Source organism: Streptomyces sp. NBC_01288 (genome assembly GCF_035982055.1).
Classification (GTDB): Bacteria; Actinomycetota; Actinomycetes; order Streptomycetales; family Streptomycetaceae; genus Streptomyces.
The window spans coordinates 8,963,726-8,988,042 of the sequence record NZ_CP108427.1; the positions used below are offsets into that span (position 1 = coordinate 8,963,726).

At 72.1% G+C, this 24,317-nt stretch carries 17 protein-coding genes and 2 pseudogenes; 7 read left to right on the forward strand and 12 right to left on the reverse strand.

The features are described 5' to 3' along the window. The first annotated feature begins 13 nt into the window (after positions 1-13). Positions 14-3,004 carry an SMC family ATPase gene (locus tag OG194_RS40270; RefSeq protein ID WP_327405653.1) on the forward strand — a complete coding sequence of 997 codons (2,991 nt, stop codon included), beginning with the start codon at positions 14-16 and terminating at the stop codon, positions 3,002-3,004. A 20-nt stretch (positions 3,005-3,024) separates the two neighbouring features. Here OG194_RS40270 and OG194_RS40275 read toward each other — a convergent pair whose 3' ends face one another. Continuing rightward, positions 3,025-3,480 carry an Lrp/AsnC family transcriptional regulator gene (locus OG194_RS40275; protein WP_327405654.1) on the reverse strand — a complete coding sequence of 152 codons (456 nt, stop codon included), beginning with the start codon at positions 3,478-3,480 and terminating at the stop codon, positions 3,025-3,027. Positions 3,481-3,643: 163 nt separating this feature from the next. On the opposite strand from OG194_RS40275, the gene OG194_RS40280 reads away from it, so the two are divergent. Both OG194_RS40280 and OG194_RS40285 read left to right on the forward strand, forming a co-directional pair. After that, positions 3,644-4,141, forward strand: coding sequence for a rhodanese-like domain-containing protein (locus OG194_RS40280; RefSeq protein ID WP_327405655.1), 498 nt, complete (start codon positions 3,644-3,646; stop codon positions 4,139-4,141). A gap of 120 nt (positions 4,142-4,261) precedes the next feature. After that, positions 4,262-4,780, forward strand: coding sequence for an immunity 21 family protein (locus OG194_RS40285; RefSeq protein ID WP_327405656.1), 519 nt, complete (start codon positions 4,262-4,264; stop codon positions 4,778-4,780). A 764-nt stretch (positions 4,781-5,544) separates the two neighbouring features. Here OG194_RS40285 and OG194_RS40290 read toward each other — a convergent pair. Together OG194_RS40290 and OG194_RS40295 are read right to left on the reverse strand one after the other, a co-directional pair. Beyond that, positions 5,545-7,236: a DUF885 domain-containing protein gene (locus OG194_RS40290; RefSeq protein ID WP_327405657.1), complete on the reverse strand. Its 1,692-nt coding sequence runs from the start codon at positions 7,234-7,236 to the stop codon at positions 5,545-5,547. 33 nt (positions 7,237-7,269) lie between these two features. Beyond that, positions 7,270-7,764, reverse strand: a complete 495-nt coding sequence (locus tag OG194_RS40295; RefSeq protein WP_327405658.1) for an Lrp/AsnC family transcriptional regulator — start codon at positions 7,762-7,764, stop codon at positions 7,270-7,272. 42 nt (positions 7,765-7,806) lie between these two features. Here OG194_RS40295 and OG194_RS40300 point away from each other — a divergent pair, with 42 nt between their 5' ends. Continuing rightward, positions 7,807-9,069 (forward strand): trans-sulfuration enzyme family protein, encoded by a 1,263-nt coding sequence (locus OG194_RS40300; RefSeq protein ID WP_442811700.1) that lies wholly within the window; start codon positions 7,807-7,809, stop codon positions 9,067-9,069. Here OG194_RS40300 and OG194_RS40305 read toward each other — a convergent pair. The 5 genes and pseudogenes from OG194_RS40305 to OG194_RS40325 all read right to left on the reverse strand — a co-directional run. Then, positions 9,038-10,501 carry a GNAT family N-acetyltransferase gene (locus OG194_RS40305; RefSeq protein WP_327405660.1) on the reverse strand — a complete coding sequence of 488 codons (1,464 nt, stop codon included), beginning with the start codon at positions 10,499-10,501 and terminating at the stop codon, positions 9,038-9,040. The genes OG194_RS40300 and OG194_RS40305 overlap by 32 nt on opposite strands. A 132-nt stretch (positions 10,502-10,633) precedes the next feature. Further along, on the reverse strand, positions 10,634-13,297 hold the full coding sequence (locus OG194_RS40310; RefSeq protein ID WP_327405661.1) for a DUF7824 domain-containing protein: 2,664 nt from the start codon (positions 13,295-13,297) through the stop codon (positions 10,634-10,636). Next, positions 13,294-14,733: an SWIM zinc finger domain-containing protein gene (locus tag OG194_RS40315; protein ID WP_327405662.1), complete on the reverse strand. Its 1,440-nt coding sequence runs from the start codon at positions 14,731-14,733 to the stop codon at positions 13,294-13,296. The genes OG194_RS40310 and OG194_RS40315 overlap by 4 nt, the downstream gene beginning before the upstream one ends. Before the next feature lie 140 nt (positions 14,734-14,873). Beyond that, on the reverse strand, positions 14,874-16,457 hold the full coding sequence (locus tag OG194_RS40320) for an alkaline phosphatase D family protein (protein WP_327405663.1): 1,584 nt from the start codon (positions 16,455-16,457) through the stop codon (positions 14,874-14,876). 136 nt (positions 16,458-16,593) lie between these two features. Then, positions 16,594-17,565, reverse strand: a pseudogene (locus OG194_RS40325) (aminotransferase-like domain-containing protein); the annotation flags it as partial. A 32-nt stretch (positions 17,566-17,597) separates the two neighbouring features. Between OG194_RS40325 and OG194_RS40330 the strand changes: the two are divergent. After that, positions 17,598-17,837, forward strand: a pseudogene (locus tag OG194_RS40330) (EamA family transporter); the annotation flags it as partial. Between the two features lie 93 nt (positions 17,838-17,930). Here OG194_RS40330 and OG194_RS40335 read toward each other — a convergent pair. Then, positions 17,931-18,761: an alpha/beta fold hydrolase gene (locus tag OG194_RS40335; RefSeq protein WP_327405664.1), complete on the reverse strand. Its 831-nt coding sequence runs from the start codon at positions 18,759-18,761 to the stop codon at positions 17,931-17,933. A 157-nt stretch (positions 18,762-18,918) separates the two neighbouring features. On the opposite strand from OG194_RS40335, the gene OG194_RS40340 reads away from it, so the two are divergent. Together OG194_RS40340 and OG194_RS40345 are read left to right on the forward strand one after the other, a co-directional pair. Beyond that, complete coding sequence (locus OG194_RS40340; protein ID WP_327405665.1) at positions 18,919-19,803, forward strand: RNA polymerase sigma-70 factor; 885 nt, start codon at positions 18,919-18,921, stop codon at positions 19,801-19,803. Positions 19,804-20,041: 238 nt separating this feature from the next. Continuing rightward, positions 20,042-20,803, forward strand: coding sequence for a GntR family transcriptional regulator (locus OG194_RS40345; RefSeq protein ID WP_327405666.1), 762 nt, complete (start codon positions 20,042-20,044; stop codon positions 20,801-20,803). Positions 20,804-21,134: 331 nt separating this feature from the next. Here OG194_RS40345 and OG194_RS40350 read toward each other — a convergent pair whose 3' ends face one another. The 3 genes from OG194_RS40350 to OG194_RS40360 all read right to left on the reverse strand — a co-directional run bounded on the left by OG194_RS40350 (position 21,135) and on the right by OG194_RS40360 (position 24,220). Next, positions 21,135-22,289, reverse strand: coding sequence for an ROK family transcriptional regulator (locus OG194_RS40350; RefSeq protein ID WP_327405667.1), 1,155 nt, complete (start codon positions 22,287-22,289; stop codon positions 21,135-21,137). Positions 22,290-22,388: 99 nt separating this feature from the next. Then, entirely contained in the window at positions 22,389-23,051 is a 663-nt protein-coding gene (locus OG194_RS40355; protein ID WP_327405668.1) for a response regulator transcription factor, read from the reverse strand. Between the two features lie 14 nt (positions 23,052-23,065). Next, a complete protein-coding gene (locus tag OG194_RS40360) occupies positions 23,066-24,220 on the reverse strand; it encodes a sensor histidine kinase (RefSeq protein ID WP_327405669.1) in 1,155 nt (384 codons plus the stop codon). Between the last annotated feature and the right edge of the window lie 97 nt (positions 24,221-24,317).

Here is a 24,317-nt window from a genome sequence, read left to right on the forward strand (position 1 = left end):
CAGGGGGCGCCCGATGAGGCTGCATCGGCTCGACATCACCGCCTTCGGGCCCTTCGGCGGTTCGCAGACCGTCGACTTCGACGAGCTGTCCTCCGCCGGACTGTTTCTGCTCCACGGGCCGACCGGCGCCGGCAAGACCTCCGTCCTCGACGCCGTGTGCTATGCGCTCTACGGCTCGGTGCCCGGCGTCCGCCAGTCCGGTCAGGGGCTCACCCTGCGCAGCGACCACGCCGCGGTCGGCACGCGTACCGAGGTGCGACTCGAACTGACCGTCGCCGGGCGGCGGTTGGAGCTGACCCGGCAGCCGCCCTGGGCTCGTCCCAAGAAGCGCGGCACCGGCAGCACGCTGGACAAGGCGCAGAGCTGGCTGCGCGAGTACGACGCGGCGGCCGGCGCCTGGAAGGACCTCAGCCGCTCGCACCAGGAGATCGGCGAGGAGATCACCCAGCTGCTGGGCATGAGCCGGGAACAGTTCTGCCAGGTCGTGCTGCTGCCCCAGGGCGAGTTCGCGCGTTTCCTGCGGTCCGACGCCGAGGCGCGCGGCAAGCTGCTCGGCCGGCTCTTCGACACCCATCGTTTCGCCGAGGTCGAGAAGCGGCTCGCCGAGCGGCGCCGGGCCACCGAGGCCCAAGTCCGTGAGGGCGACGCCCAGTTGCTCGCCGACGCGCACCGCATGCAGCAGGCCGCCGGTGACGCCATGGAGCTGCCGGACCTCCCCCCGGGCGAACCCGGCCTCGCCGACGCGGTGTTGGGTGCGGCGGCTGTCGCCCGCAGCACCGCACGCGAGCAACTGACCGTCGCGCAGGGCGGGTTGGCTGCCGCCGAGTCCGCGCAGGCCGCCGCCGATCGTGAACTGGCCGAGGTCCGTGAACTGGCCCGCCTGCAACAGCGGTTCACGCAGGCACGGGAGCGGGCCACGCTCATGGAGGAGCGGGCCGACGGCTATCGGCAGGCGCAGGCGCGGATGGAGCGGGCCCGGAAGGCGGAGGCGGTGGCGCCCGCGCTGGAGCTGCGCGAGGCCGCCGACACCGAGCACCGGGACGCCGCCCGGGCCGAGACACGCGCACGTGACCTGCTGCCGGACACCTTCGCGGGCGCCGGCGCGGCCGGGCTCGCCGCCGCCGCACGCCGGGCCGCAGAGGAACTGGGCGGACTGGAATCGGCCCGCCGCGCCGAGCAACGGCTCACCGAACTCGGCGTGGAACGCGCCGAGTTGGACCGCCAGGAGCGCGCCGACGAGGACGTACGGCAGGAGGCCGAGGCCTGGCTCGCCGAGTGGGACGCCACCCGCGCGGGACTTCAGACGCGGATCGAGTCGGCCCAGGAGGCCACCACCCGGGCCGAACAACTCGGCGTCCGGCGCGAGCCCGCCGAGCGGCGGCTCGGGGCGGCCCGGCAGCGGGACCAGTTCGCCGGGGACACCGAGGACGCCAAGCGGCAGGTGCTCGGCTCCGCCGAACGCGCCGTCGAGGCCCGCGCCCACTGGCTCGACCTCAAGGAACAGCGCCTCAACGGCATCGCCGCCGAACTCGCCGCCCACCTCACCGACGGCGCACCCTGTGCCGTCTGCGGAGCCACCGAACACCCCGCCCCCGCCCGCAAATCCGCCGGACACGTCGACCGCGCGGCGGAGGAACAGGCCCTCACCGCCCACCAGCGCGCCGAGGAACAGCGCACCGAGGCCGAGCGCCGCCTGGGCGTCGTACGGGAAGCCCTCGCCGCCGCCACCGCAGAGGCCGGTGACGCGCCGACCGATCAACTCGCCGACGAGGTTGCGGAGTTGGAGCGGCTCTACGCGCAGGCGCGCCGGGACGCCTCCTGGCTGCACCCCGCGACCGAGGAGCTGCGCCGGGCCGAGCAGGAGCACGAGCGACGGACCGTGATCCAGCAGCAGGCCGCGGTCCGGGCCGCCTCCCGTACGACTCTCCGTGACACCCTGGACCGTGAACGTGCCTCCCTGGAAGGGGAGTTGGCACAGTCGCGGGGCGCTGCCGACAGCGTGGCCGCCCGTGCCGCCCAACTGGAGCGGCAGGCCGCGCTGCTCACCGACGCGGCCGACGCCGTCCGTGCCGCCGAGGACACCGCGCAGCGCCTCAAGGACGCCGACGCCCGGCTCGCCGACGCCGCCTTCCGCGCCGGGTTCGACACCCCGCAGGCAGCCGGGGACGCCCTCCTCGACGACACCGCCCACCGGGAACTCCAACGGCGCCTGGACGCCTGGCAGTCGGAGGAGGCCGCCGTACGGGCCGTCCTGGCGGAGGCCGACACGGCGGCGGCCGCACAGCAGACGCCCGCCGACCTCGACGCGGCGGAGCGCACCGCGACCGCGGCCGACCGGCGAACCCGTGCCGCGGCCTCCGCGCGCGACGCGGCGGCCCGGCGCTGCGCCGAACTCGACCGGCTCTCCGCCCGATCGGCCGCCGGGGCACGCCAACTCGCCCCGCTGCGCGAGGAGTACGACCGGGTGGCCCGCCTCGCCGCCCTCACCGCGGGCACCTCGGCCGACAACGAACGCCGGATGCGCCTGGAGTCGTACGTCCTCGCCGCCCGCCTGGAACAGGTGGCCGCGGCGGCGACCGTACGGTTGCAGCGCATGTCGTCCGGGCGTTACACGCTCGTCCACTCGGACGACCGGGCCGGGCGCGGCCGTAGCGGACTCGGGTTGCATGTCGTCGACGCGTGGACCGGGCGGGAGCGGGACACGGCGACGCTGTCCGGCGGCGAGACGTTCTTCGCGTCGCTCGCCCTCGCGCTCGGGCTCGCGGACGTGGTCACCGACGAGGCCGGCGGGGTCCGGCTCGACACCCTCTTCATCGACGAGGGTTTCGGCAGCCTCGACGAGCAGACCCTCGACGAGGTTCTCGACGTCCTCGACTCCCTGCGCGAGCGGGACCGCAGCGTCGGCATCGTCAGCCATGTCGCCGATCTGCGGCGGCGGATCCACGCGCAGCTGGAGGTCGTGAAGGGGCGGGACGGGTCGGCCGTACGGCAGCGGGGGCAGTGACGTCGTCGAGGTTGGCGGGATCAGTGGCCCAGGGGTCGGCGGGGGAGCGGTGAGGAGTAGACGACGCTGGTGGTGACCGAGCCCAGGGCGCCGATCTTCCCCGACACCTCCTCCAGGTGGCGCATGGAACGGGCCGCGACCTTGATCATGAAGCAGTCGTCGCCCGTGATGTGATGCGCCTCCAGGATCTCCGGCGTCACCGCGACCAGGTCGTGGAAGGGCTTGTAGTTGCCGTTCGGATAGCGCAGCCGTACGAACGCCAGGATCGGCAGGCCCAGCCGCTCGGGGTCCACGACCGCCGCGTATCCCTGGATCACCCCCGCCTCCTCCAGCCGCCGCACCCGCTCGGTCACCGCGCTCGCGGACATGGAGACGGCCCGGGCCAGCTCGGCGAAACTGGCCCGGCCCTCCCGCTGGAGGACGTCGAGGATGCGCCAGTCGGTGGCGTCGAGGGTGTAAGTGGATTGCGCGGTCATACCCGAGAAATAGCAGGGGAATCCCTGGCCGATCAAGGGGTACGGCGGGGATCGTCCCTTCAGCGGGCTGATCGGCGACCGTAGATTTCTCGACGTAGAGATGTAGCGACGTTGAGACGCAGAGACGTTGAGACATGGAGGCACCTCGGTGAAAGGCCGGATCATGAGCAGCACCACCGCCGTCAACCCCGTTCTGCGGGTCTCCCCCGCCGCACCTTCGGCCGCGGCCGCCCACTTCCGCGCGAGCCTCGCCTTCCACGCCGACGTCTCCGACGTGGCTGCCGCACTCGCGGCCGACGGCGATCCCGGTCTCCCCGCTTTCCCCGGATTCGTCGTCGTCGACTCACGCTCCGCCGAGTCGTGGGACCAGGGCCACGTCCCCGGAGCGGTCCACCTCCCCACGACGCTCATCCCGGAGCAGGCCGAGGGTCTCCTCGACAAGTCCGTGCCGGTCGTGACGTATTGCTGGGGCCCGGGCTGCAACGGCGCCACCCGGGCCGCCCTCGCGCTCGCCGAACTCGGGTACCAGGTCAAGGAGATGCTCGGCGGGTTCGAGTACTGGGTGCGTGAGGGCTTCGAGTTCGAGACGTGGGAGGGGAGTGAAAGGGGTGCGGTCGATTCGTTGACGGCACCGGTGGGGGCGGGTGACTGCGGCTGCTGATTCCTGGCCGGTGTTTCTTCAACTCGGCGCCCCGTAGGGCGAGTTCGTGTGCCCGATTGTCAACACGCGGGTCTCTTGAACCCTCAACATGTGGGATCGCTGTGCGTGTAGGTTCTGCCCATGGCGCGATACGCGGAGCCGGGAACGGCGGTGCAGTGGGTGGAGTCGGGCGGCGGACCGCTCATAGCGGTGCCGACGACGGTGTTGCCGTTCTGGACGGGAGCCGACGGCGACGAACTGGCCTCGGACTACGACCGGGCCTGCGAGGTCGACGGATACGCGGGCCTGCTGCCGGTAGGGGACAGCGCGGCGCTGGTCCTCGGGGACGACCCCGCGTCGACCTCCTTCCTCCCGGAACACGGCACGTTCGTACGCTGGTGCGCCGCGAACTCCGAGGACGAGGTCCTGTCCGTCATCCCCGCCGCGCTCGCCGACGCGACCTGGGAGAACGAGGTGCAGTGGGACGTACCTGGCCCTGTCGTCCTGTTCGACTCGGCTTGGCCGGGGCGGGAGTCGGAGGGCACGGAACATCTGAAGGTCGACCTGGAGCCGGGGCGTTATGCCGTCCGCGCGGGGCAGGCGCGGCCGGGTCCGGAGACGTGGCTGGGGCTGGTTCAGCTGCGGCGGTTGTCCGGCTGACGGGTGGGGGCGGGGGTTCGGTGCCGGTGTTGGATGCGGAGGGCGGCCGGGGCCCGAACTGGCGGGTGCCTGAAGGGATTTCGGTGCCCGACGTCGGAGGTGGGCGGCGACAGTGTCTTGAAACTTGCGGGCGGCTGAAGGGATGCCAGTGCTCGGCACGTAAGGCACGGAGGGTGCGACCTCGTTCCGGACTGGCGGGCGGCTGAGGGGACTTCGGCTCTGGCGTCGGATGCGGAGGCCGATCGTGTCCCGGAACCGGCGGTTGGCTGAGGGGATGCGGGCGCCCGGTGTCAGGCACGGATGGTGTGATCCCGTCCCGAACCGGCGCGCTGCCGAGGGGACTTCGACCCCGGCGTCGGATAGGCGCGGCGATCGCATCCCTGAATCGGTGGTTGGCTGAGGGGATGCCGGTGCCCGGTGTCAGGCGCGGATGGTGTGATCCCGTCCCGAACTGGCGCGCTGCCGAGGGGACTTCGCCCCCCCCCGCGTCGGATAGGGACGGCGATCGCATCCCTGAACCGGTGGGTTGGCTGAAGGGACTCCAGCGGTCGGCATTAGACACGGACGGTGTGAGCCCGTACCCAACTGACACACGGCTGAGGGGATTTCAGCTTCGGCGACGCTCTCGGACGGCGGTCGGGCGCCGGAACTGCCGGTCGGCGAACGGGAGTTCAGCCCACGGCGTCAGACGCACACGGCGGCCGGGTCCCGAACTCCCGGACCCGGCCGCCGATATGTTACGCCGTGCGTCCCCGCACCCCGCGTCAGAGCTGGGACAGCTCGTCCACCAGGTCGTCCAGGCCCAGCGAACCCTGGGACAGCGCGGCCATGTGCCAGGCCTTCAGGTCGAAGGTGTCGCCGTGGCGCCGGCGGGCGTTCTCGCGGCCCAACAGCCAGGCCCGCTCGCCGAGTTTGTAGCCGATGGCCTGGCCCGGGATCGTGAGGTAGCGGGTCAGTTCGCTCTCCACGAAGTCCGCCGGGCGGCTGCTGTGCGCGCCGAAGAACTCCTGGGCCAGCTCCGGCGTCCACCGCTCACCGGGGTGGAACGGCGAGTCCGCAGGAATCTCCATCTCCAGGTGCATGCCGATGTCGACGATGACCCGGGTGGCCCGCATCATCTGCGCGTCGAGGTAGCCGAGCCGCTGCTCCGCGTCCTCCAGGAAGCCCAGCTCGTCCATCAGCCGCTCCGCGTACAGCGCCCAGCCCTCGGCGTTGGCGCTGACCCCGCCGATGGTGGCCTGGTAGCGGGAGAGGTTCCCGGCGACGTGCGCCCACTGCGCGAGCTGGAGGTGATGACCGGGGACGCCCTCGTGGTACCAGGTCGAGACGAGGTCGTAGACCGGGAAGCGGGTCTGGCCCATCGTCGGCAACCAGGTCTGGCCCGGACGCGAGAAGTCCTCCGACGGCGGCGTGTAGTACGGCGCCGCCGCGCTGCCCGGAGGCGCGATGCAGGACTCCACCTTCCGTACCCGCTCGGCGAGTTCGAAGTGCGTGCCGTCCAGTTCCTCGATCGCCTTGTCCATCAGGCCCTGGAGCCAGACGCGCACCTCGTCGACGCCGTCGATGTGCCGGCCGTGCTCGTCGAGGTGCCCGAGAGCCACCCACGGCGTCTCGGCGCCGGGCAGGATCTTCTCGGCCTCCCGCTTCATCTCGGCGAGCAGGCGGTGGTACTCGGACCAGCCGTACGCGTACGCCTCGTCGAGATCGAGGTCCGTACCGTTGAAGTAGCGCGACCACCGCGCGTACCGTTCCCGGCCCACCGTGTTCGGCGCACCTTCGACGGCCGGCGCGTACACGTCGCGCATCCAGTTCCGCAGCTCCACCAGGGCCGCGGTCGCCGCACGCGCGGCCTCGTCCAGCTCGGCGCGCAGGGAGTCGGGGCCCGCCGAGGCGAAGTCCTCGAACCAGCCGCGCCCCTGGCCGTCCGTGTCCGACCACTCGGTGAGCTGGCCGACGAAGGTGTCGGTCGGGCGCGGACCGGCGAACAGCTTGCGGTCCAGGCCCAGTTGGAGGGACTCGCGGTAGCCGGCCAGCGCGGTGGGCACCGCGCGCAGGCGCTCGGCGATCGCCGCCCAGTCCTCGTCGGTCTCGGTCGGCGTCACCGTGAACACCTCGCGCACCGAGTGCGCGGGCGTGGCCATGTTGCCGACAGCGCGCAGGCTCTCCTCGGCCTCGTGCACGGCGAGTTCGGCGCTGAGCCGCTCGCGCAGCAGGCGCGCGCAACGGCGCTCGCTGTCACTGTCCGCGCCGGGCCGGCGCTCTGCCTCGTCGAGCTTCGCGAGGGTCGCCCGCCGAAGCTCCGCGAGTCGTTCCTGACCTGCGGGGGAAAGATCGGGCAGGCGGCTCGAACTCTCCTTCACGCCGAGATACGTACCGGTGACCGGGTCGAGGGCGATGAGGTCGTCGACGTAGGCGTCGGCGACCTGCCGGGGCAGCGGAGTGTTGGTCTGCGACATGAGGACCATCCTCATACGCGGAACTCGGAACCGTCACCCCGATTCAGCTGTGGGCGTGGCAAGCGGCAGCAAAGGCCCGCAGTCCCACTGCTGGAAGATCAACCGGGTCTCCACCCGCGCCACCTCGCGCTGTGACGTGAACTCGTCCAGAACCAGCCGTTGCAGGTCAGCCATGTCCGCCACGGCCACATGGACGACATAGTCGTCGGGACCGGTCAGATGGAACACGGTCCGCGACTCCGGCAACGCCCGGATCCGCTCCACGAACGGCCCCACCAGCTCCCGCCGATGCGGCCGTACCTGCACCGACAGCAACGCCTCCAGCCCGCGCCCCAACTTGGCCGGATCGAGCCGCAGTTGATGCCCGAGGATCACCCCGGCCCGGCGCAACCGCGCCACCCGGTCCAGACACGTCGACGGCGCGACCCCCACCTGCGCCGCGAGCTCGCGATACGTCGCCCGGGCGTCGTTCTGCAGCAACCGCAGCAGATGGAGATCCACCGGATCGAGTACGACAGATTCGGCCATTCATCGAACGTAGCACGGACTTTTGGCTACCCATCCCGTCCGATGTTCACCCTTACCTCCATGGACACAAACAGCCCGCACCCCTCCCCGGCCCCCCGAGCCCTGGCCACCGAAGCCGTGCACGCCGGCCGCGACGACCTCGCCCGGCAGGGCCTGCACGCCCCGCCGATCGACCTCTCGACCACCTACCCGTCGTACGACAGCCGTGGCGAGGCCGCCCGCGTCGACGCCTTCGCCGCCACGGGCGCCGAACCGGACGGCCCGCCCGTCTACGGCCGTGTCGGCAACCCGACCGTCGCCCGCTTCGAGACAGCCCTCGCCCGCCTCGAAGGCACCGAGAGCGCGGTGGCGTTCGCCAGCGGCATGGCGGCCCTGACCGCGGTTCTGCTGGCGCGGGCCGCGGCGGGGCTGCGGCATGTGGTGGCGGTACGACCCCTCTACGGCAGCAGCGATCACCTGCTCACCGCCGGGCTGCTCGGCTCCGAGGTCACCTGGACCGACCCGGACGGGATCGCCGACGCGCTGCGCTCCGACACCGGTGTGGTCATCGTGGAGTCCCCGGCCAACCCGACCCTGGTCGAACTCGACCTCAGCGCCGTAGCCCAGTCCTGCGGCTCGGTCCCGCTCCTCGTGGACAACACCTTCGCCACCCCGGTCCTGCAACGCCCCGCCGAACACGGCGCGCGCATCGTCCTGCACAGCGCGACCAAGTACCTCGGCGGGCACGGCGACGTGATGGCGGGCGTGGTGGCCTGCGACGAGGAGTTCGCAGGGACGCTGCGCCGGATCCGCTTCGCGACCGGCGGCGTACTGCACCCGCTGGCCGGCTATCTCCTGCTGCGCGGCCTGTCGACCCTGCCCGTACGGGTGCGGGCGGCGTCCGCCAACGCCGCCGAACTGGCCCGCCGCCTCACCGCCGACCCACGCGTCGCCCGCGTCCATTACCCGCGCATCGGCGGCGCGATGATCGCCTTCGAGGTCCACGGCGACCCCCACGAGGTCACCGCCGCCGTCCGCCTCATCACCCCCGCCGTCAGCCTCGGCAGCGTCGACACCCTCATCCAGATCCCGGCCTCCCTCTCCCACCGCGCGGTGGGAGAGGAGGACAGGAAGGGGTCGGGCGTGAGCGACGGCTTGCTGAGGCTGTCGGTGGGGCTGGAGGATGTGGATGACCTCTGGGCGGACCTGGACGGCGCGCTAGCGCCATCCAGGGGCGCGGGGAACTGCGCGACCAGCCACGACGAATCCGCAGCGGCAGGCCGAACCGCAACCCCTACGGCGCTTCAGCCTTCCCGAACTCCGTGATTTCCACGGCACCCAGGGGCGTACTCAGCCGAGCAGTGACGACCAGCGTCCCCTCCTCGATCTGATAGTCGAGCGGCAGCTCAAGCCCCCGCATCGCCGCAACCATCCCCGTGTTGGACGCCTGCGTCACCGCGTACACGCTCTCGCACCCCGCCTCGACAGCCATCCCCACCAGCCGCCCCAACAACTCACTCCCGATACCCCGCCGTTGCCAGTCGTCCTCGACCAGCAGCGCGACCTCCGTCTCGTCCCCGTCCCACAACAGATGCCCGAGCCCGACGATCCGCCCCGACGCCGTCTGTACCGCGAGCGTCCGTCCGAAGCGCGGAGAGAGCAGGTGGTTGAGATACCGGTCGGCGTCACCGACCGGCCCGTGGTACCGCATGCCGAGCGTCCGCGCCGAGCACCGCTCGTGCATCTCCCGCGCCGCGTCCAGATCGCCGGTGTCCGCGCGCCGCACGGTGATCGCGTTGCCCTCGGGCAGCGTCAGCACGTCCTGGCTGCGCGGGATGCGCGGACCGAGTCGGGCGTCCAGCTCGACCAGCGCCCGCGCCCGGGCGAACTCGGTGGGCGTGAACGGCAGATACGCCCGCTCCACTGTGATCACTCCGCCTTCCGGCGCCCGCAGTCGCATGACCGTGTCCTCCAACGCCCCCTCCACCGGCACCGATTCCGGCTCGCGCCCCTTGCCGGCGACAACGTTGGCGGGCAGCGAACGGATGGTGCACCGGCCCAGCAACTGCCGTAGCGCCAGCGGCAGTTCCGCCGCGTCCAGGGCCGTGCGCGTGGCCAGGCCCAGGACGCGGGTCGGCGCGTCCACCAGGTCGTGGGCGTCGGCCCGCTCGATCCAGGTGCCCGAACCGCCGGCCGACGCCACCGCCCGGGTGATCTCGGACGCCGCGACCTCGGCCGGTGCCCGCAGCAGGAACTCGTCCACCGTGCCCTCGGCCAGCGGATGCGTCTGCAGGCTCAGGATGTCGACCCGCTGACCGGCCAGCGCCGTGCACAACACCGCCAGCGACCCCGGCGCGTCCTGCACCGTCGTCCGCATCCGCCACAGCGCGGCCGTCTCGACGACGGGGTCGGCCGTCGCGGACGACTGTGCGGGCTCGGACGGGGACGCTGCCCCGGTGCCCTCGGTAGGCCCGGCCTGCCGCGGTTCCGCGGTCGGCCGGGCGCCGGTATCGCCCGTCGGCGGCGCATGACCGTGGCGGCGTGACCACCACGTGTGGAACCCCGCCGTGGCGATCAGGGCCAGCGCGGAGATCGCCAGCAGCACCGGACCGTCGGGCCCGTGCCCCACCAGATCCGCCACGACGTCCGCCACCGCGACCGCCGTGAACAGCGCGGCCAGCTCCACCAGGTCCCGCCGCCAGTGGTGCACCGGACGCCCGTGCTTCGCGCGCGTCACGTCAAACATGTCTCGACTCATGCACCCACTGTGAAGGAAGGGTGTTGCGTGATCACGAACGCTCTGTGACCTACCGGTAAAAGCGTGGTTCTGTACCTTTTGCCGTTCTTTTGGTGAATGCCGTGCACCGGAGGTCAGCCCTGCCGCCCTACGTCATGCGGCCACCTCCACCACCAGCGCACTGCGCAGCCGACGTGCCTGCGTGACCAGCCGGGACGAGCCGCTCCGGGCCGCGGTCTGCGCCAGATACGGCACTTCACCCCGCGCCCCCGACCGCTCCGCGCACTCGGCGGCCACGGCCAGCAGGTCCCCGAGCCCCCGCGCGTGGGCGGGCTTGGCATCACCGTCGAGGTCGGCGAGCAACGCGGCCAGGGTGTGCCGGAGGATCCCCCAGATGGTCGCGTTCGCCCCGGTCGCCGCCCCTGTCCGCACCGACTCGGCGAGCCGCGACGGCTTCACGGCCCCGCTCCGCACCAACTCCCCGAGATCCCCACCGAGCCGGTCCACGTCCAACTGCCCCCGCGCCGCGAGCACCAGCAACCCGTCTACGGCGGCGAGCCGGTCCTGGGGATGCCGCGCGCCGAGTCCGTACGCCAGACACAGGTGCGTGGCCTGACCCGCCACCCCCTCGGACTCGGCCAGCAGCGGGAGTACGGCTGCTGCGCCGCGGGTGTCGTCCAGCGCGGCGGTGGACACGTCCCGCACCAGCCGCGCCGCCACCAGTTCGCGACGCTCGGGGAGTATCGCGAGCCAGTGCCGCTGCACATCCTGGGTCCAGTGATAGCAGTACGAGCGGTCGCCGTAGGCAGTCACCGGCTGGCCCAGCGCGCGGAACTCCGCCGGGAAGTCCTCCTGAAGATCGAGGAGTTCACCCAACTCCACCACGACGCGGGCCCCGGCCGTCCGCCGCCTGCTCAGGGGCAGAGCGGGGCTCTCGGAGGTCAGCCAGCGCGCGAGCCGGGTGCCCTCCGCCGTGCCGAGCGTCTCCGCCCGCTCTGCGGCAGCGGCTGCCGCCGCCCGGTCCTCGCGGCGCACCCGCAGCAGCGCCTGCGCGAAGTCGGCCTCCGAGACCCGCGCGCCCAGGCGCCGGTACGCGTCCAGCCGGTCCACCAGCTCGCCCGGCTCCAGCAGCCCCGTGCTCCAGCTCGGCGTCGACAACAGGAACGGCAGCGGCTCCGCACGGAGCCGGTACGCCACCTCCCACACCCGGGCGTCGAAGGCCCGCGTCAGCGCGCTGTGCCCGCACTCCCGGCCCCGATGCCCGTGCTGCACCCCTTCGTGGAGTGTGACGGTGCGTACCTTGTCCAAGAGGGTGGCCAGCAGGAGATCGAGCCCGTACGACCCGCTGCCGAAGCTGTGGTGAACCCTGCCGAAATGGTCGTCCGCGCGCTGGACGTGCCCGGGCTCGTCACTGTCCCACCAACGGCGCGCGACCACCGGCCCCAACGCCTCCAGCAGCGCGTCGCGGTCCCGGTACGCATGACGGACGAGTCCGTCCAGCGCCCGCTCGAACGTCGCCACGTCCCCCTCAGTCGCCAGCAACACCCCCAGTTCCTCGGCGAGTTCGACCGCCGAATCGGGCGCCGGCGCGAGGCGCGCCGGCTCCGGTACGGGCGGGAGCATCTCCTCGTACACCATCGACGCCGCCGTCACCGGCGCCGCGCCCAGCGTCTCGACCGCGCGTGCGCGCAGGGCGGGGACCAACTGGTCGGCGGACGCGGCGAGTTCGCCCCGTACTTCGAGGGAGCCGACCTTCTTGAGGTGCCGCTCGACCAGCTTCAGCGCCCGCTCCTGTACGTCCGCGTCCTCGTGCCCGAAAGCCTGGGCGAGGGCGGGCAGTACCTCGTCGGCGGCCGACGCGTCCCGCGTCAACACCTTTCCCAACAGCACGAGTTGAGCCCGGACGAGCTTCTTCTCGGGCCGGAACAGTACGGCGTCCGACATCTCCGCCAGCCGGCGCGGCGTCAACTCCCCGTCCAGGGCCAGGGAAGTGAGCACCGACTGGGCATGCGAGGCCACAGTGGGTACCGCGTCCGAGGCCAGCGCCAGCCAGTCGGCGATCCGCTCCCGCTCCTCCTCGCGGGTCAGGGCGAGAGCCTTCAACCCGCGCAGGAACACCCGGTTGTCGAGGGTCGTACCGCCCCGCAGCAGTCGGGCCACGCACGCGTCCACCGTGCGCCTCCGGTCCAGGACGCCTTCGGCGGTGAGCTGGGCGAGCGCGTCGACCCAACTGTTCGGCCCCTCGGCCGAGGTCCACTCCAGCGGGCTGCCGATGTCCTCCGTCTCGAAGACCGCCCGCACCAGCTCCGCGAGATGCGGATCCATGCGCAGCCGGTCGAGCAGGGTGTTCCCGAGCTGCCGCAGGTTGCCGATGTGCTCCACCCAGCCCCGCACATAGGCGTCCGTCGTCGGCACCGGACAGCCGGAGAGCCGTACCAGACCGGCCATCAGCTCGTACGGCACGTCGGCGGAGGCCGGGCGCCCGGCGAGGCGGTGCGTCACGTCGGCGAGCCAGGCGGTGTCGCGGTCGCCCAGGATGTGGATCAGCAGCGCCGGGGACGACCGCGACCAGCGCATGTCGGCGGCGGCGATCCAGGTCGCCACGGCCGCCGCCCCCGTCTCGCAGGCGGCGCCGGCCGCGTGCAGGGCCGGATAGGCGCGGCGGGCCGGCATCTCCCACGGTGCCTTGCGCAGCTCCTTGCGGAGTTCCTTCAACTCCGGGAGAAACAGCCGCCGTTCGGCGTCCGTCAACCCGTCCAGCAGGCCCACCGCCTCGGCCGTCCGGCCCGCCCGCACCGCTTCCATCAGCGAACTCATCGCACACCCCCGTCGACCCGCACCATGGTCTGATCCACGTTCCGGTCCGCATCCTGGACCGTGTCCCGCTCCGTCGCGGCGCCCCGCCGCACCATCCGTACCGCCAGCGCGTGCTTGCACGGCCCGCGCCCGCCCCGGTACTTCGCCCACCACACGCAGCTGCAACTCAGCACCCCCGCCTCGTCCCGCACCCGGTGCACATGACCGTCCTCGGCGGTCACCGTCCCGAGCGCGCCCTCCAGGGTCACCGCCCCCGCGGCCACCAGCACGCGGGCCGAACGCAACCGGGGATTGTGACGCTCCACGCGCTGGGCGTCGTAGGGCAGTTCACGGTGGAAGTAGGCGGCCTCCGCCGTGTCGTAGCCGACGCGCCCCGAGGTGCCCAGCCGGGTCAGGGCGGCGCGGACCCGCTCGGGCGTGAGCCCCGAGGAGGCGGCCATGTCGGCGATGTCGATGCGGGGCTCCCAGGCCAGCAGCACGGAGATCAACTCCGCGTCCTCGCCCGCCTCGTCGGCCGCGAGCGCGTCCAGGACCCCGCCCTCGCCGGAGAATCCGCGCGACGCGTCCGGCGACAGTGTGAGGGTGAGCCGCATGCCCGGCAGGACGGCCTCCCACGCACCGGCCGTCGCCGAGGCGCCGATGATCGAGGGGCCGTAGATCCGCAGGGCCGTCGCGTGGCGCAGGACGCGCTGGAGTGCGATCAGGCGCTCCGGGCCCGGGAGGCAGACCGCGCCCGGTACGGGGCGGGTGGTCGGGCGCAGGCCGCGTCCCGCCGGTACGACCCAGCGCGGGCCGCTCGTGGTGCCGCGCGCGCCGCCCTTCGGGAGCGAGCGCAGGAACCTGACCGCCTCCGCCGCGGGCAACTCGGCCCGCAGGTCGAAGCCGGCCGCTGTCACCTGGGCCTCCGCGAAGCCGCGCAGCCATCGGTCCGGGAGCGGCACCTTCTTCTCCACGACCGGGCCGTCCAGCGTGGTCACGGCCAACTCCTCGGGGCCGACCCGGAGATGGAGCGGATCGTCCGTGCCGATCCGGGAGAGGGCCTCGCGCAGCGGGTTGTTGACGTCGACGTTCGTCGTGCCGTGTCCCACCTCGTCGCCGTCGAGTCCGGGGCCGAGGACGTCCAGCCGCGCGTACACCCCGCCGCAGCCGGAGAAGGACTCGAAGCGCAGCCGGTCGCCGCCCGCCGTCACCACCGGGTCCAGCGAGGAGGGCAGTTGGCGCTGGTAGTACCGCGTGGCCGCCACGTCGGCCACCGCCAGCAACGCCGCCGACGCAACCTGAGGCGAGGTCAGGAAGCCCGCGAAGAAGCGCGGATGGTCGGTGACACCCGAAGGAGTCGCACCCCGTGAGGTCTCAAGGCCGAGGCGCCGCTCACCCGCCGACGACTCCAGCACAGAGGGTCGGCGATAGGTCACGGCCTGCAAAGATCGCGTCATGCAAAAACCGTAGAGGCCGCCACTGACAATCGCTCTGACCTGCGAAAACATCCATTCCGGCAGGGAGTTGGCAGGCGTCGGCGCGCGCCGCGCACCGGGGGATGACGCCGGTGCGCGGCTCAGGTACGAGGGTAGTGGAGTTACTGGCCGACCCGTCCCGGCTGGAGGGTCTTGGTGAACAGCACGGTGCCGTCTTGCTCGCGCAGACGCACCGTCAACTCCCCGCTGTGGCCGTCGATGTCGACCTCGCCGAAGAACTGGTAGCCCTCGGCCGGCGACACGTTCTGCGCGGTCGGCGCCTTCACGAACACCCGCTCAGGACCGAAGGTGTTGTCGAGGTCGCTGGCCGGGAAGGCGCCCGCGTTGAGCGGACCGGAGACGAACTCCCAGAACGGCTCGAAGTCGGTGAACGCGGCCCGCGAGGGCTGGTAGTGCTGGGCGGAGGTGTGGTGCACGTCGGCCGTCAGCCACACGGTGCCGGTGATCCGCCGGTGCTTGATGTACCGCAGCAGCTCGGCGATCTGCAGCTCACGCCCCAGCGGCGCGCCCGGGTCGCCCTGCGCGACCGCCTCGATGTTCGGCTTGCCCTCGGTGGCGTCGGGCACGACCAGACCCAGCGGCATGTCGGCGGCGATCACCTTCCACACCGCACGCGAACGCGACAACTCCCGCTTGAGCCACTCCAGTTGCTCCCGGCCGAGGATGCCCTGCGGGTCCACGGTCTGTTTGTCGGGCGAGTTGGCGTTGCGATAGGTCCGCATGTCCAGGACGAACACGTCGAGCAGCGGACCGTGCCGCATCACCCGCTGGACGCGCCCCTCCTCGGCGCCCGGCCGCAGCGTCGAGATCGGGAAGTACTCGCTGAACGCACGCCGGGCGCGCACCGCCATGACGTCGACGTTCTTCTCCGTGTAGCGGGTGTCGGAGGCGGCGATCACCTCACCCGGGTACCAGTTGTTGCGCACCTCGTGGTCGTCCCACTGGATGATCGACGGGACCTGGGCGTTGAACCGCTTGAGGTTCTCGTCGAGCAGGTTGTAGCGGAAGTTCCCGCGGAACTCGGCCAGGGTCTCGGCGACCTTGGACTTCTCCTCCGTGGTGACGTTCCTGTAGAGGCTGCCGTCGGGCAGCGCCTGGGTCGCCGTGATCGGACCGTCGGCGTAGATGTTGTCGCCGCTGCACAGGAAGAAGTCCGGGTCGAGCTTGCCCATGGCGTCGTAGATCCGGTAGCCGCCGAGATCGGGGTTGATGCCCCAGCCCTGCCCCGCCAGGTCGCCGGACCACAGGAAACGCACACCGCGCCGCCTGGTCGGCACCGTGCGGAACGTGCCGGCGACCGGCTCGCCCGTACGACGCGGGTCGTCGGGGTCGGCGAGCAGGACCCGGTAGTGGATCTGCTCCCCCGAGGGCAGCCCGCGCAGCCGGGTGGTGCCGGTGAAGTCCGTGCCGGCGCCGAGCAGCGGACCGTGCCAACGGTGCGGATCGCGGAACGACTCGGTGGCCGAGGTCTCCACGATCATCCGGGCCGGACGGTCCGAGCGCACCCACACGAGCCCGGAGTCCGAGGTCACGTCCCCCGCCTGCACACCCCAACCCGCTTTGGGACGCCCGGACAGGGCGAAGGCCGGGGCGGCGCCGAGGGCGGCGGGCACGGTGAGGGCCGCCGACGCGGCCAGGGAGCCGCGCAGAACGGTACGGCGGGCGGGGAACGGACGATGTGACATGGGGTTGCGCCTCCACGGACGGGATGCGGTCAGGGTGCACTGCCACAACTACTGGTGCGCCACAGCGCACACGCAAACCAGGGGTGAACAACGGAACGCGGTGACATGGGGGCCCGCATGCGACACCAGAGACTCCCTACGGGCGTACGGCGCCGGCCATCAGACCCACACCCGCACGAATCCGCCCGGGAGACAGCTGCGCGTACCCCAGGACCAGCCGAACGACGGCGTTGTCGACGCGCGCGTGTGCGTAGGCGCTGAGCGGGCGTACCGCGACACCGGCGGCGGCCGCGCGTTCCAGGAAGTCCTCCTGAGGGCCGTACTTCTCCGGCAGTTCGGCGATGACGTGCAGCCCCGCCGCGATCCCGGTCACCCGCGCTCCGGGGAAGTGCTCCTCCAGGGCGGCGACGAGGGCGTCGCGTCGCTGCCGGTAGGCACGCTGGCAGCGGCGCAACTGGCGGTCGTAGTCGCCGCGTTCCAGGAAGCGGGCGAACAGTGCCTGGTCGAGAGTCGGGTGGCCGAGGTCCATGGTGCGCTTGCGCTCGACGACCTCGTCGGCCAGCGACTCGGGCACCAGCAGCCAGCCGAGCCGCAGCCCCGGGGCGAGGGACTTGCTGACCGAGCCCGCGTAGGCGACGTGCTCCGGGTCGAGTCCCTGGAGCGCGCCTACGGGAGCTCGGTCGTAGCGGAAGTCGCCGTCGTAGTCGTCCTCGAAGACCAGACCGTCCACCGACCGCGCCCAGTCGAGGAGTTGGGCCCGTCGCCGCGCGGAGTACGCGATGCCCGTGGGGAACTGATGGGCGGGCGTGGTCACGACGACCCGTACGCCCGACGCCCGTAGCGGCCCGACCGCGAGACCCTCCTCGTCCAGGGGCAGCGGTACGGTGCCGACGCCCGCCGAGGCGTACAGGGCGCCGTGCTGGGGACTGCCCGGGTCCTCTACGCCGACGGTGCGTGTCCCGCGCGCGTGGAGCACGAATCCGAGCAGCGCCGTCGCCTGCGCCACTCCGGAGACCACGACGAGCCGCTCCGGGTCGGCGACCACACCCCGGCGGCGCGCGAGGAGTTCCGCAAGAGCCGTACGCAAGCGGGGCAGGCCGCGCGGATCGGCCCCTGGGACCGCGATTGCTGTCGGCCACCGTGTGCGGGCTCGCGGCGATCGAGGCGGCGACGGTCGGGCTGGTCCTCGACGGGACCGCCTGGCTGCGGCGCCCCGACGGCACCGAGGCCGCCGCGCTGCTGTGGCAGGCGGCGGTCGTCACGGTCGTCGGCTTCGTGTGCTGGTACATGGGCATGCAGCGGATCGGTGCGGAGCGCGCCACGCTCTTCTCCGGCCTCATCCCGGTCGCCGCCGCCGCTACCGCGCCGCTCGTCGGAACGGGCTCCTACGGGGCCGCACAGGCCGCCGGGAGTGCCCTCGTCGGCGCAGGAGTCGCCCTGGGATCGGGCGTGTTGGGGCTGTTCCCGCGCCGGTCAGCGGCTGCCGTCGAGGATGACGCGCGCGACCAGGGCCGGGTCGTCGTTCATCGGGCAGTGCCCGCAGCCGGGCAGCCGCACCAGCCGGGAGCGGGGGATCAACCGCTTGGCGCGGACGCCCTGGCGGCGCAGCAGCAACCTGTCCTGCGTGCCCCAGGCCACGGTCACCGGGATGCCCGGGATGTCGTCGGTGAACAGGACGCTCGTACCCGCCCGGAGCGTGTCGTCGAACCCGGGCGCGTTGACCAGCGCGAGCGTCTCGGCGACCACGGCCTCGGGTGAACGGCGGCCCGGGCGGGCGTAGATGGTGCTGGTGAGCGCGGTGCGGCCGGCCGTCGTGCGCGCCAGCTTCTCGACCAGCGGGAGCGGCATGCCGCGCGCGATCCGCCGCATGGTGAGCAGCACACCGAAGGCGTAGCGCCGCTCGGCCTGGGACCAGAACCCGGCGGGGGAGAGGGCGGTGACGGACCGTACGACCTTCTCGCGGCCCAGCTCCAGGGCCATCAGACCGCCGAGCGAGTTGCCCGCCGCATGCGGGCGGTCGAGCCCCAACGTCTCGCAGAAGGCCCGGAACACGGCGGCCGTCGTGGTCAGGTCGTACGCCAGCCCCTCCGGGAGCGCGGGCGAGGCGCCGAACCCGGGCAGGTCCACGGCGATCACGTCGCGTTCGGTCGCGAGGATGTCCACCACCGGGTCCCAGGCCTGCCGGTGATGACCTATGCCGTGCAGCAGGAGCAGCGGTTCGCCGCGACCCACGCGCGCGTAGGACACGGTCACGGTCTTCGGGCCCTGCGGGGTGGGGACCGGGAAGGAGACGGTGGCGGACATGGGGATGCTCCTCGTCTGGACGCGCCGGCAGACGCCGTACAGGTTGTGTAGACAGCTTGTCAGCAACTGCTACTCACCGGTAGCCCCAGATGCGGGGGACCTTGGGACCCACGGTTTTCTGCTGGACAGAGCCGCGTCCAACGCATGGGATGAGGTGGTGACCACCGACACCCCGATCGATGTCTTCGAAGAACACCGCCCCGTCCTCATGGGAGTCGCCTACCGCATGCTCGGGCGGGTGGCCGACGCCGAGGACGTGGTCCAGGACGCCTGGCTGCGCTGGTCCGCCGCCGACCGCGCCGAGGTCCGCGAACCGCGTGCCTACCTGGTGCGTGTCACCACCCGCCTCGCCATCGACCGGCTCCGCCAGGTCAAGGCGCGCGGCGAGGCCTACGTGGGCCCATGGCTGCCGGAGCCGTACGTCACCGACTTCGGGGACACCGTCCCCGACACCGCCGAGCGCGCCGTGCTCGCCGACTCCGTCTCCCTCGCCGTACTCGTCGTCCTGGAGTCGCTGTCCCCGCTGGAACGCGCCGTGTTCGTCCTCAGGGAGGCCTTCGGCTACCCGTACGCCGAGATCGCGGCCATGCTGGACCGCGGCGAGCCGGCCGTGCGCCAACTCGCCGGACGGGCCCGCGGGCACGTCGACGAACGACGCCCGCGCTACGAGGTCGACCCCGCCCAACGCCGCGATCTCACCGAGCGGTTCCTCGCCGCGGCCGCCGAGGGCGACCTGGCGGGCCTCATGGAGATGCTCGCCCCGGACGTCCGTCTGATCGGTGACAGCGGCGGCAAGTCCAAGGCGCCGCTGCGGATCCTGGAGACCGCCGACAATGTGGGCCGCTTCCTGGTCGCCGTCGCCGAGAAGAGCGTCCCGGAGATGTCGTTCCGCTTCCTGGAGCTCAACGGCGGACCCGCGGTACTGATCCTTTCGGGTGACACGCCCGACAGCGTCTTCCAGGTGGACGTATCCGCCGGACGCATCCGCTCCGTCTACATCGTCCGCAACCCCGACAAGCTTCGATCACTGGCTTCCGCTTAGCCGCGGCCCCGGCGAGCCCCCGTTTCGAGACGGGGGCTTTGCTGTTACGTCACGAAGAACACCCTGTACGAACGCCCTGTGAACGCTCTGCGGCAGACGCTCTGTGCATTGCATATGACATGGAGGATTGGTCTTGACCAAGGGTGGGGGCCGTCCTATGGTCGCAGATAAGTGAAACAACCTTTAATAAACAAGGGCGCTAAAACGCCGCCGGAACACGGCGATTGCGGAGGACAGGGTGGGGACCACGCAGTTGGAATCGGTGCCGGAGCCGAAGTACTGGCATCTCAAGACAGTGCTGAGTGAGGCACTGGACTCCGAGTTCTCCGTGGGCGAGATCCTGCCCAACGAGCGCGACCTGGCGGCCCGCTTCGGCGTCGCCCGGGCCACGCTCCGGCAGGCTCTGGAACAACTCGAACTGGAAGGCCGGCTGCAACGCCGTCGCGGAGTCGGTACGACCGTCGCGCCGCCGCGCGTGGGGGTCGCCGTAGGCACCGAGCAGCACGCCTGGCCGGGCGCCGGGGAGGACGCCTGGCAGTCCGTCGACTGCGTGCTGGCGGCTCCGCCGACCGCTGTCGCGGACATCCTGGAGACCGGTTCCGAGGAACTGGTCCACACCGTGCGGCGCTCCCGGGTGAGCCACGGCCAGCCGGTCGCCGCCGAACTGCTCTACATCCCGGAGTCGTCGGTGCCCGACCTCTCCGCCATAGACACTCCCTCGGCGACGGCACGCGCGCGTGCCGTACTGCGCGAGTTGCAGCGCCTCGGGCTGGAGGGCCAGGACCGCGCCGTCGAACTCGGCTCGGCCCGCGCGGACGACGCCAAGGAACTGGACCGCCTCCCTGGAGCCCCGGTCCTCGTCGTCACGACCCGTTTCTTCGCCGAGGGCCGCACCGCAGCCGTCTCCGTCGCGACCTACCGCGCGGACACCTGCCGCCTGACCTTCGCCGACTCCGGAGGCGTAGAAATCCACCACGGCCCAGAACGCCAGGCCTCCTGACCGAGATCACGGTTCACCCGTCGCGCCCCGGCACTCCACCGGGGCGCGACGCGTTTCCTTCCCGGCACCGGCACGACAACGCCCCGTTTTTCAGGGGCGCGGGGCTGTATCGATGTGCGGCTCCGCCGCGTGGGCACGCCCAGCCACAACAGACCCGCAGCCGACAGCCGACCACCGCGCATCGCGTTGCCTGCTCGGCGCCGGGCATGACAGCGCCCCAAAGGGGCGCGGGGAACTGCGCGCCCAGCCCCCACGGTGCCGCAGCTGACACACAACCCATCGCGCCCAGCCACAACGAACCCGCACCCGGCACACGACCACCCCGGCCGAGCTAGCGCCGCGTCACCGTGCCCTCCACCGCGAACAGTTGCTCCTCGACATGGTCAAGAGCCAACCGCAACGCCCCGGTTGCCGCAGCAGCCTCCCCGAGCAACGACAGGGCGACCTTCGGCGGCCGCAGGCAATACCGTGCCAACTCCCGCCGCAGCGGCTCCAGTACACCGTCCAGCCCGGCAGCCCAACCACCCACGACGACCAGCTCAGGATCGAGCGCCAGCACCAGCGCGGCGACATCGTGCACAAGGCGCTGGATGAACCGATCGACAGCCGCCATCGCCCGCTGGTCACCGTCCCGCGCCAGCGCGAACACCTGCGCAACCGCCTGCTCGTCCAACGGGTGCAGCGGCTCGTCCGTGGTGGAAAGCAACGTCTCCGGAGTCACGTCCCGCCCCAGCAGATGCAGCGCGCCGATCTCACCGGCCGCCCCGCGATACCCCCGATGCAGCCGACCCCCGATCAGCGAACCGGCGCCCGGACTCAACCCGGCCAGCACCATCACCATGTCGTCGGACTCGGTGGCCGCACCCTTCCAGTGCTCGGCGACCGCCGCAGCGTTGGCATCGTTCTCGACCAGCACCGGGCACTTGAAGGACCGGCTCAGCCGCTCGCCCAGATGCAGCCCCGTCCACTCGGGCAACGCCGTACCCAGCCGTACGGTGCCGTCCGCCTCGACGATGCCCGGCGTGGCCACGCCCACCGCGCGCAGCGAGCCGCGTGCGACCCCGGCCCGGCGCAGCAGCTCGGCGACCGCCGTCCGCAGCCGCTCCAGGCGCTCGTCCGCCGAAGCCGTCTCGTCGACGTCCTTGGCGATCGCGCCGAGCACCCGGCCGTCCAGGTCGGCGAGGAGCACGGCGACGCGATGTGCGCCGATCTCCAGGCCCAGCAGATGCCCGGCCTCGGCCCGGAACCGGAACCGCCGCGCGGGCCGCCCCTGCCGCCGTACAACGCTCTCGTCGGCCGCCTTCTCGACGACCAGCCCGGCGTCCATCAGTCCCTCGACGACGCCCTCGACGGTCGGCCGGGACAGACCGGTCACCCGGGTGATCTCCGTCAGCGTGGCGCAGTCCGTGGCACGCAACGCGTGCAACACCACCGCGGAGTTGATCCTCCGCAGCAGCGAGGGGTCCCCGCCGGTCAGCCCCGCCAAGGTCTGTCCTCCCAGCTCGTGCGCGTGTTGGGCGGATCGTACTCGGCGCGGCGGACCGCGGCGAGAGCCGGGCGCCCCCGACCCACTCGCCCCACCGATTCACCCCGGCGCCACGAACCCCGACTCGTACGCCGCGATCACCGCCTGCGTACGGTCCCGCGCCCCCAGCTTCGCCAGCACGGCGCTCACGTGCGACTTCACCGTCTCGGTCCCGACGATCAGCCGGGCGGCGATCTCCGCGTTCGACAGACCCCGCGCCATCAGCCGCAGCACCTCGGCCTCACGCTCCGTCAGTTGGGCCCGCTCCATGACCGCGCGGGCCGCCCGGTTCCCGCCGTCGTCGCCGTACTCGGCGGCCAACTGCCGTACGGAGGCCGGGAACAGCAACGAGTCCCCCTCGGCCACCAGCCGCACCGCGTGCACGATCTCGGCCGGCCGCGCCCGCTTCAGCAGGAACCCGTCGGCACCGGCCCGCAGCGCCTCGTACACGTACTCGTCGTTCTCGAAGGTCGTGATGACCAGGATCTTCGGCGGATCGTCGATCGTGCGCAGCACCGCGCGCGTGGCCTCGATGCCGTCCAGGAGCGGCATCCGTACGTCCATGGCGACCACGTCCGGCCGCAGTTGCCGCACCAGCGGGATCACCGCCGCCCCGTCGGCGGCCTCCCCGACCACCTCGATGTCCGGCTGCGCCTCCAGTACGGCCCGCAGGCCCGCGCGTACGAGGGGTTCGTCATCGACCAGGAGAACGGTGACCGGCATCCGGCCAGCCTAGATCAGCCCAGCGGCAGCTCCGCGTGCACCTGCCAGTCACCCTCGTCGGGCCCGGTGTGCGCCCGGCCCCCGAGCAGCGCTGCACGCTCGCGTATGCCCCGCAGGCCACTGCCGCGGCCCGGGCCCGGTATCGCCGCCGTCAGCGGATTGCGGACCTCCAGATCGAGAGTGCCGTCGGCGACCCCGATACGGACCCGCACCGGGACGGACCCCGCGTGCCGCAGCACATTGGTCAGCGCCTCCTGCAGGATCCGGTAGCCCTCCCGGGAGACCGGCCCCGGCACCGTCTCCAACGGTCCGGTCACCTCCGCGTCGACCTTCGCCCCGGAGGCCCGCGCCGAATCCAGCAGCCGGTCCGCGTCCACCAGCGTCGGCCGACTGCTCACCGGCCGCTCCGCCTCCCGCAGTACGCCCAACACCCGCTCCAGGTCCTCCAACGCGGCCCGGCCGGTCTCCTCGATGGCACCCAGCGCCCGCTCGGTGAACTCCGGGTTGCCTGCCGCGCGGGCGGCACCCGCCTGCACCACCGCGACCGTGAGCGCGTGACCGATGGAGTCGTGCAACTCCCGCGCGATGCGTGTGCGTTCCAGCAGCTGCTCGGTGCGCTCCTCCAGGGCGGCGAGTTGCTCCGCGCGCGAGGGGCCGAGCAACTTCCGGGCGAGCAGCGTGGCCAATTCGCCGAGGCCGACGACTGCGGCGTACGTCGCGATCAGGGGAAGCAGCGCCAGGAGGGCGTATCCCCAGTGTGGTTGAGCGTTGCTCAGTACGGGGACGCCGTCCGGTACTTTGCCGATCGCCAGCCCGACGAGAGTGACGGACAGGAGCGGCCCCCAGATGGTGCTGAACGAAGCCAGCACGCTCAGCGCCATCCGTGTCTCCAGCCACAGCACGGTCCGGCCTCGGTCCCGCCAGGTCGCCGCCGGTGCAACGGAGATCCCCGAGTCCTGTTCGCCCGGCGTCAGCAGCAGCCGTGCCTGCACCCCCTCACCCATGCGCACAGCCGGGATCAGGCCGACCGGGAGGAGCATGAGCGCGGGCACATAGGGCGTCGACATGTCGATGAACAACCAGACACTCACGATGAGCATCGGCACCCAGAGGTGCAGCAGACGCGTGTACGTCGTCCCCCGGAGCAGCGGGCGCAGGAAGCGGGCCATTCCGACATCGTGACACCCGGCACCGACAATCGGCCTCCCCCGGGCGGGGGAGACGATCTCCACCGGCGGGGGAGGCCCCAACCCCCTTGACCGGCCA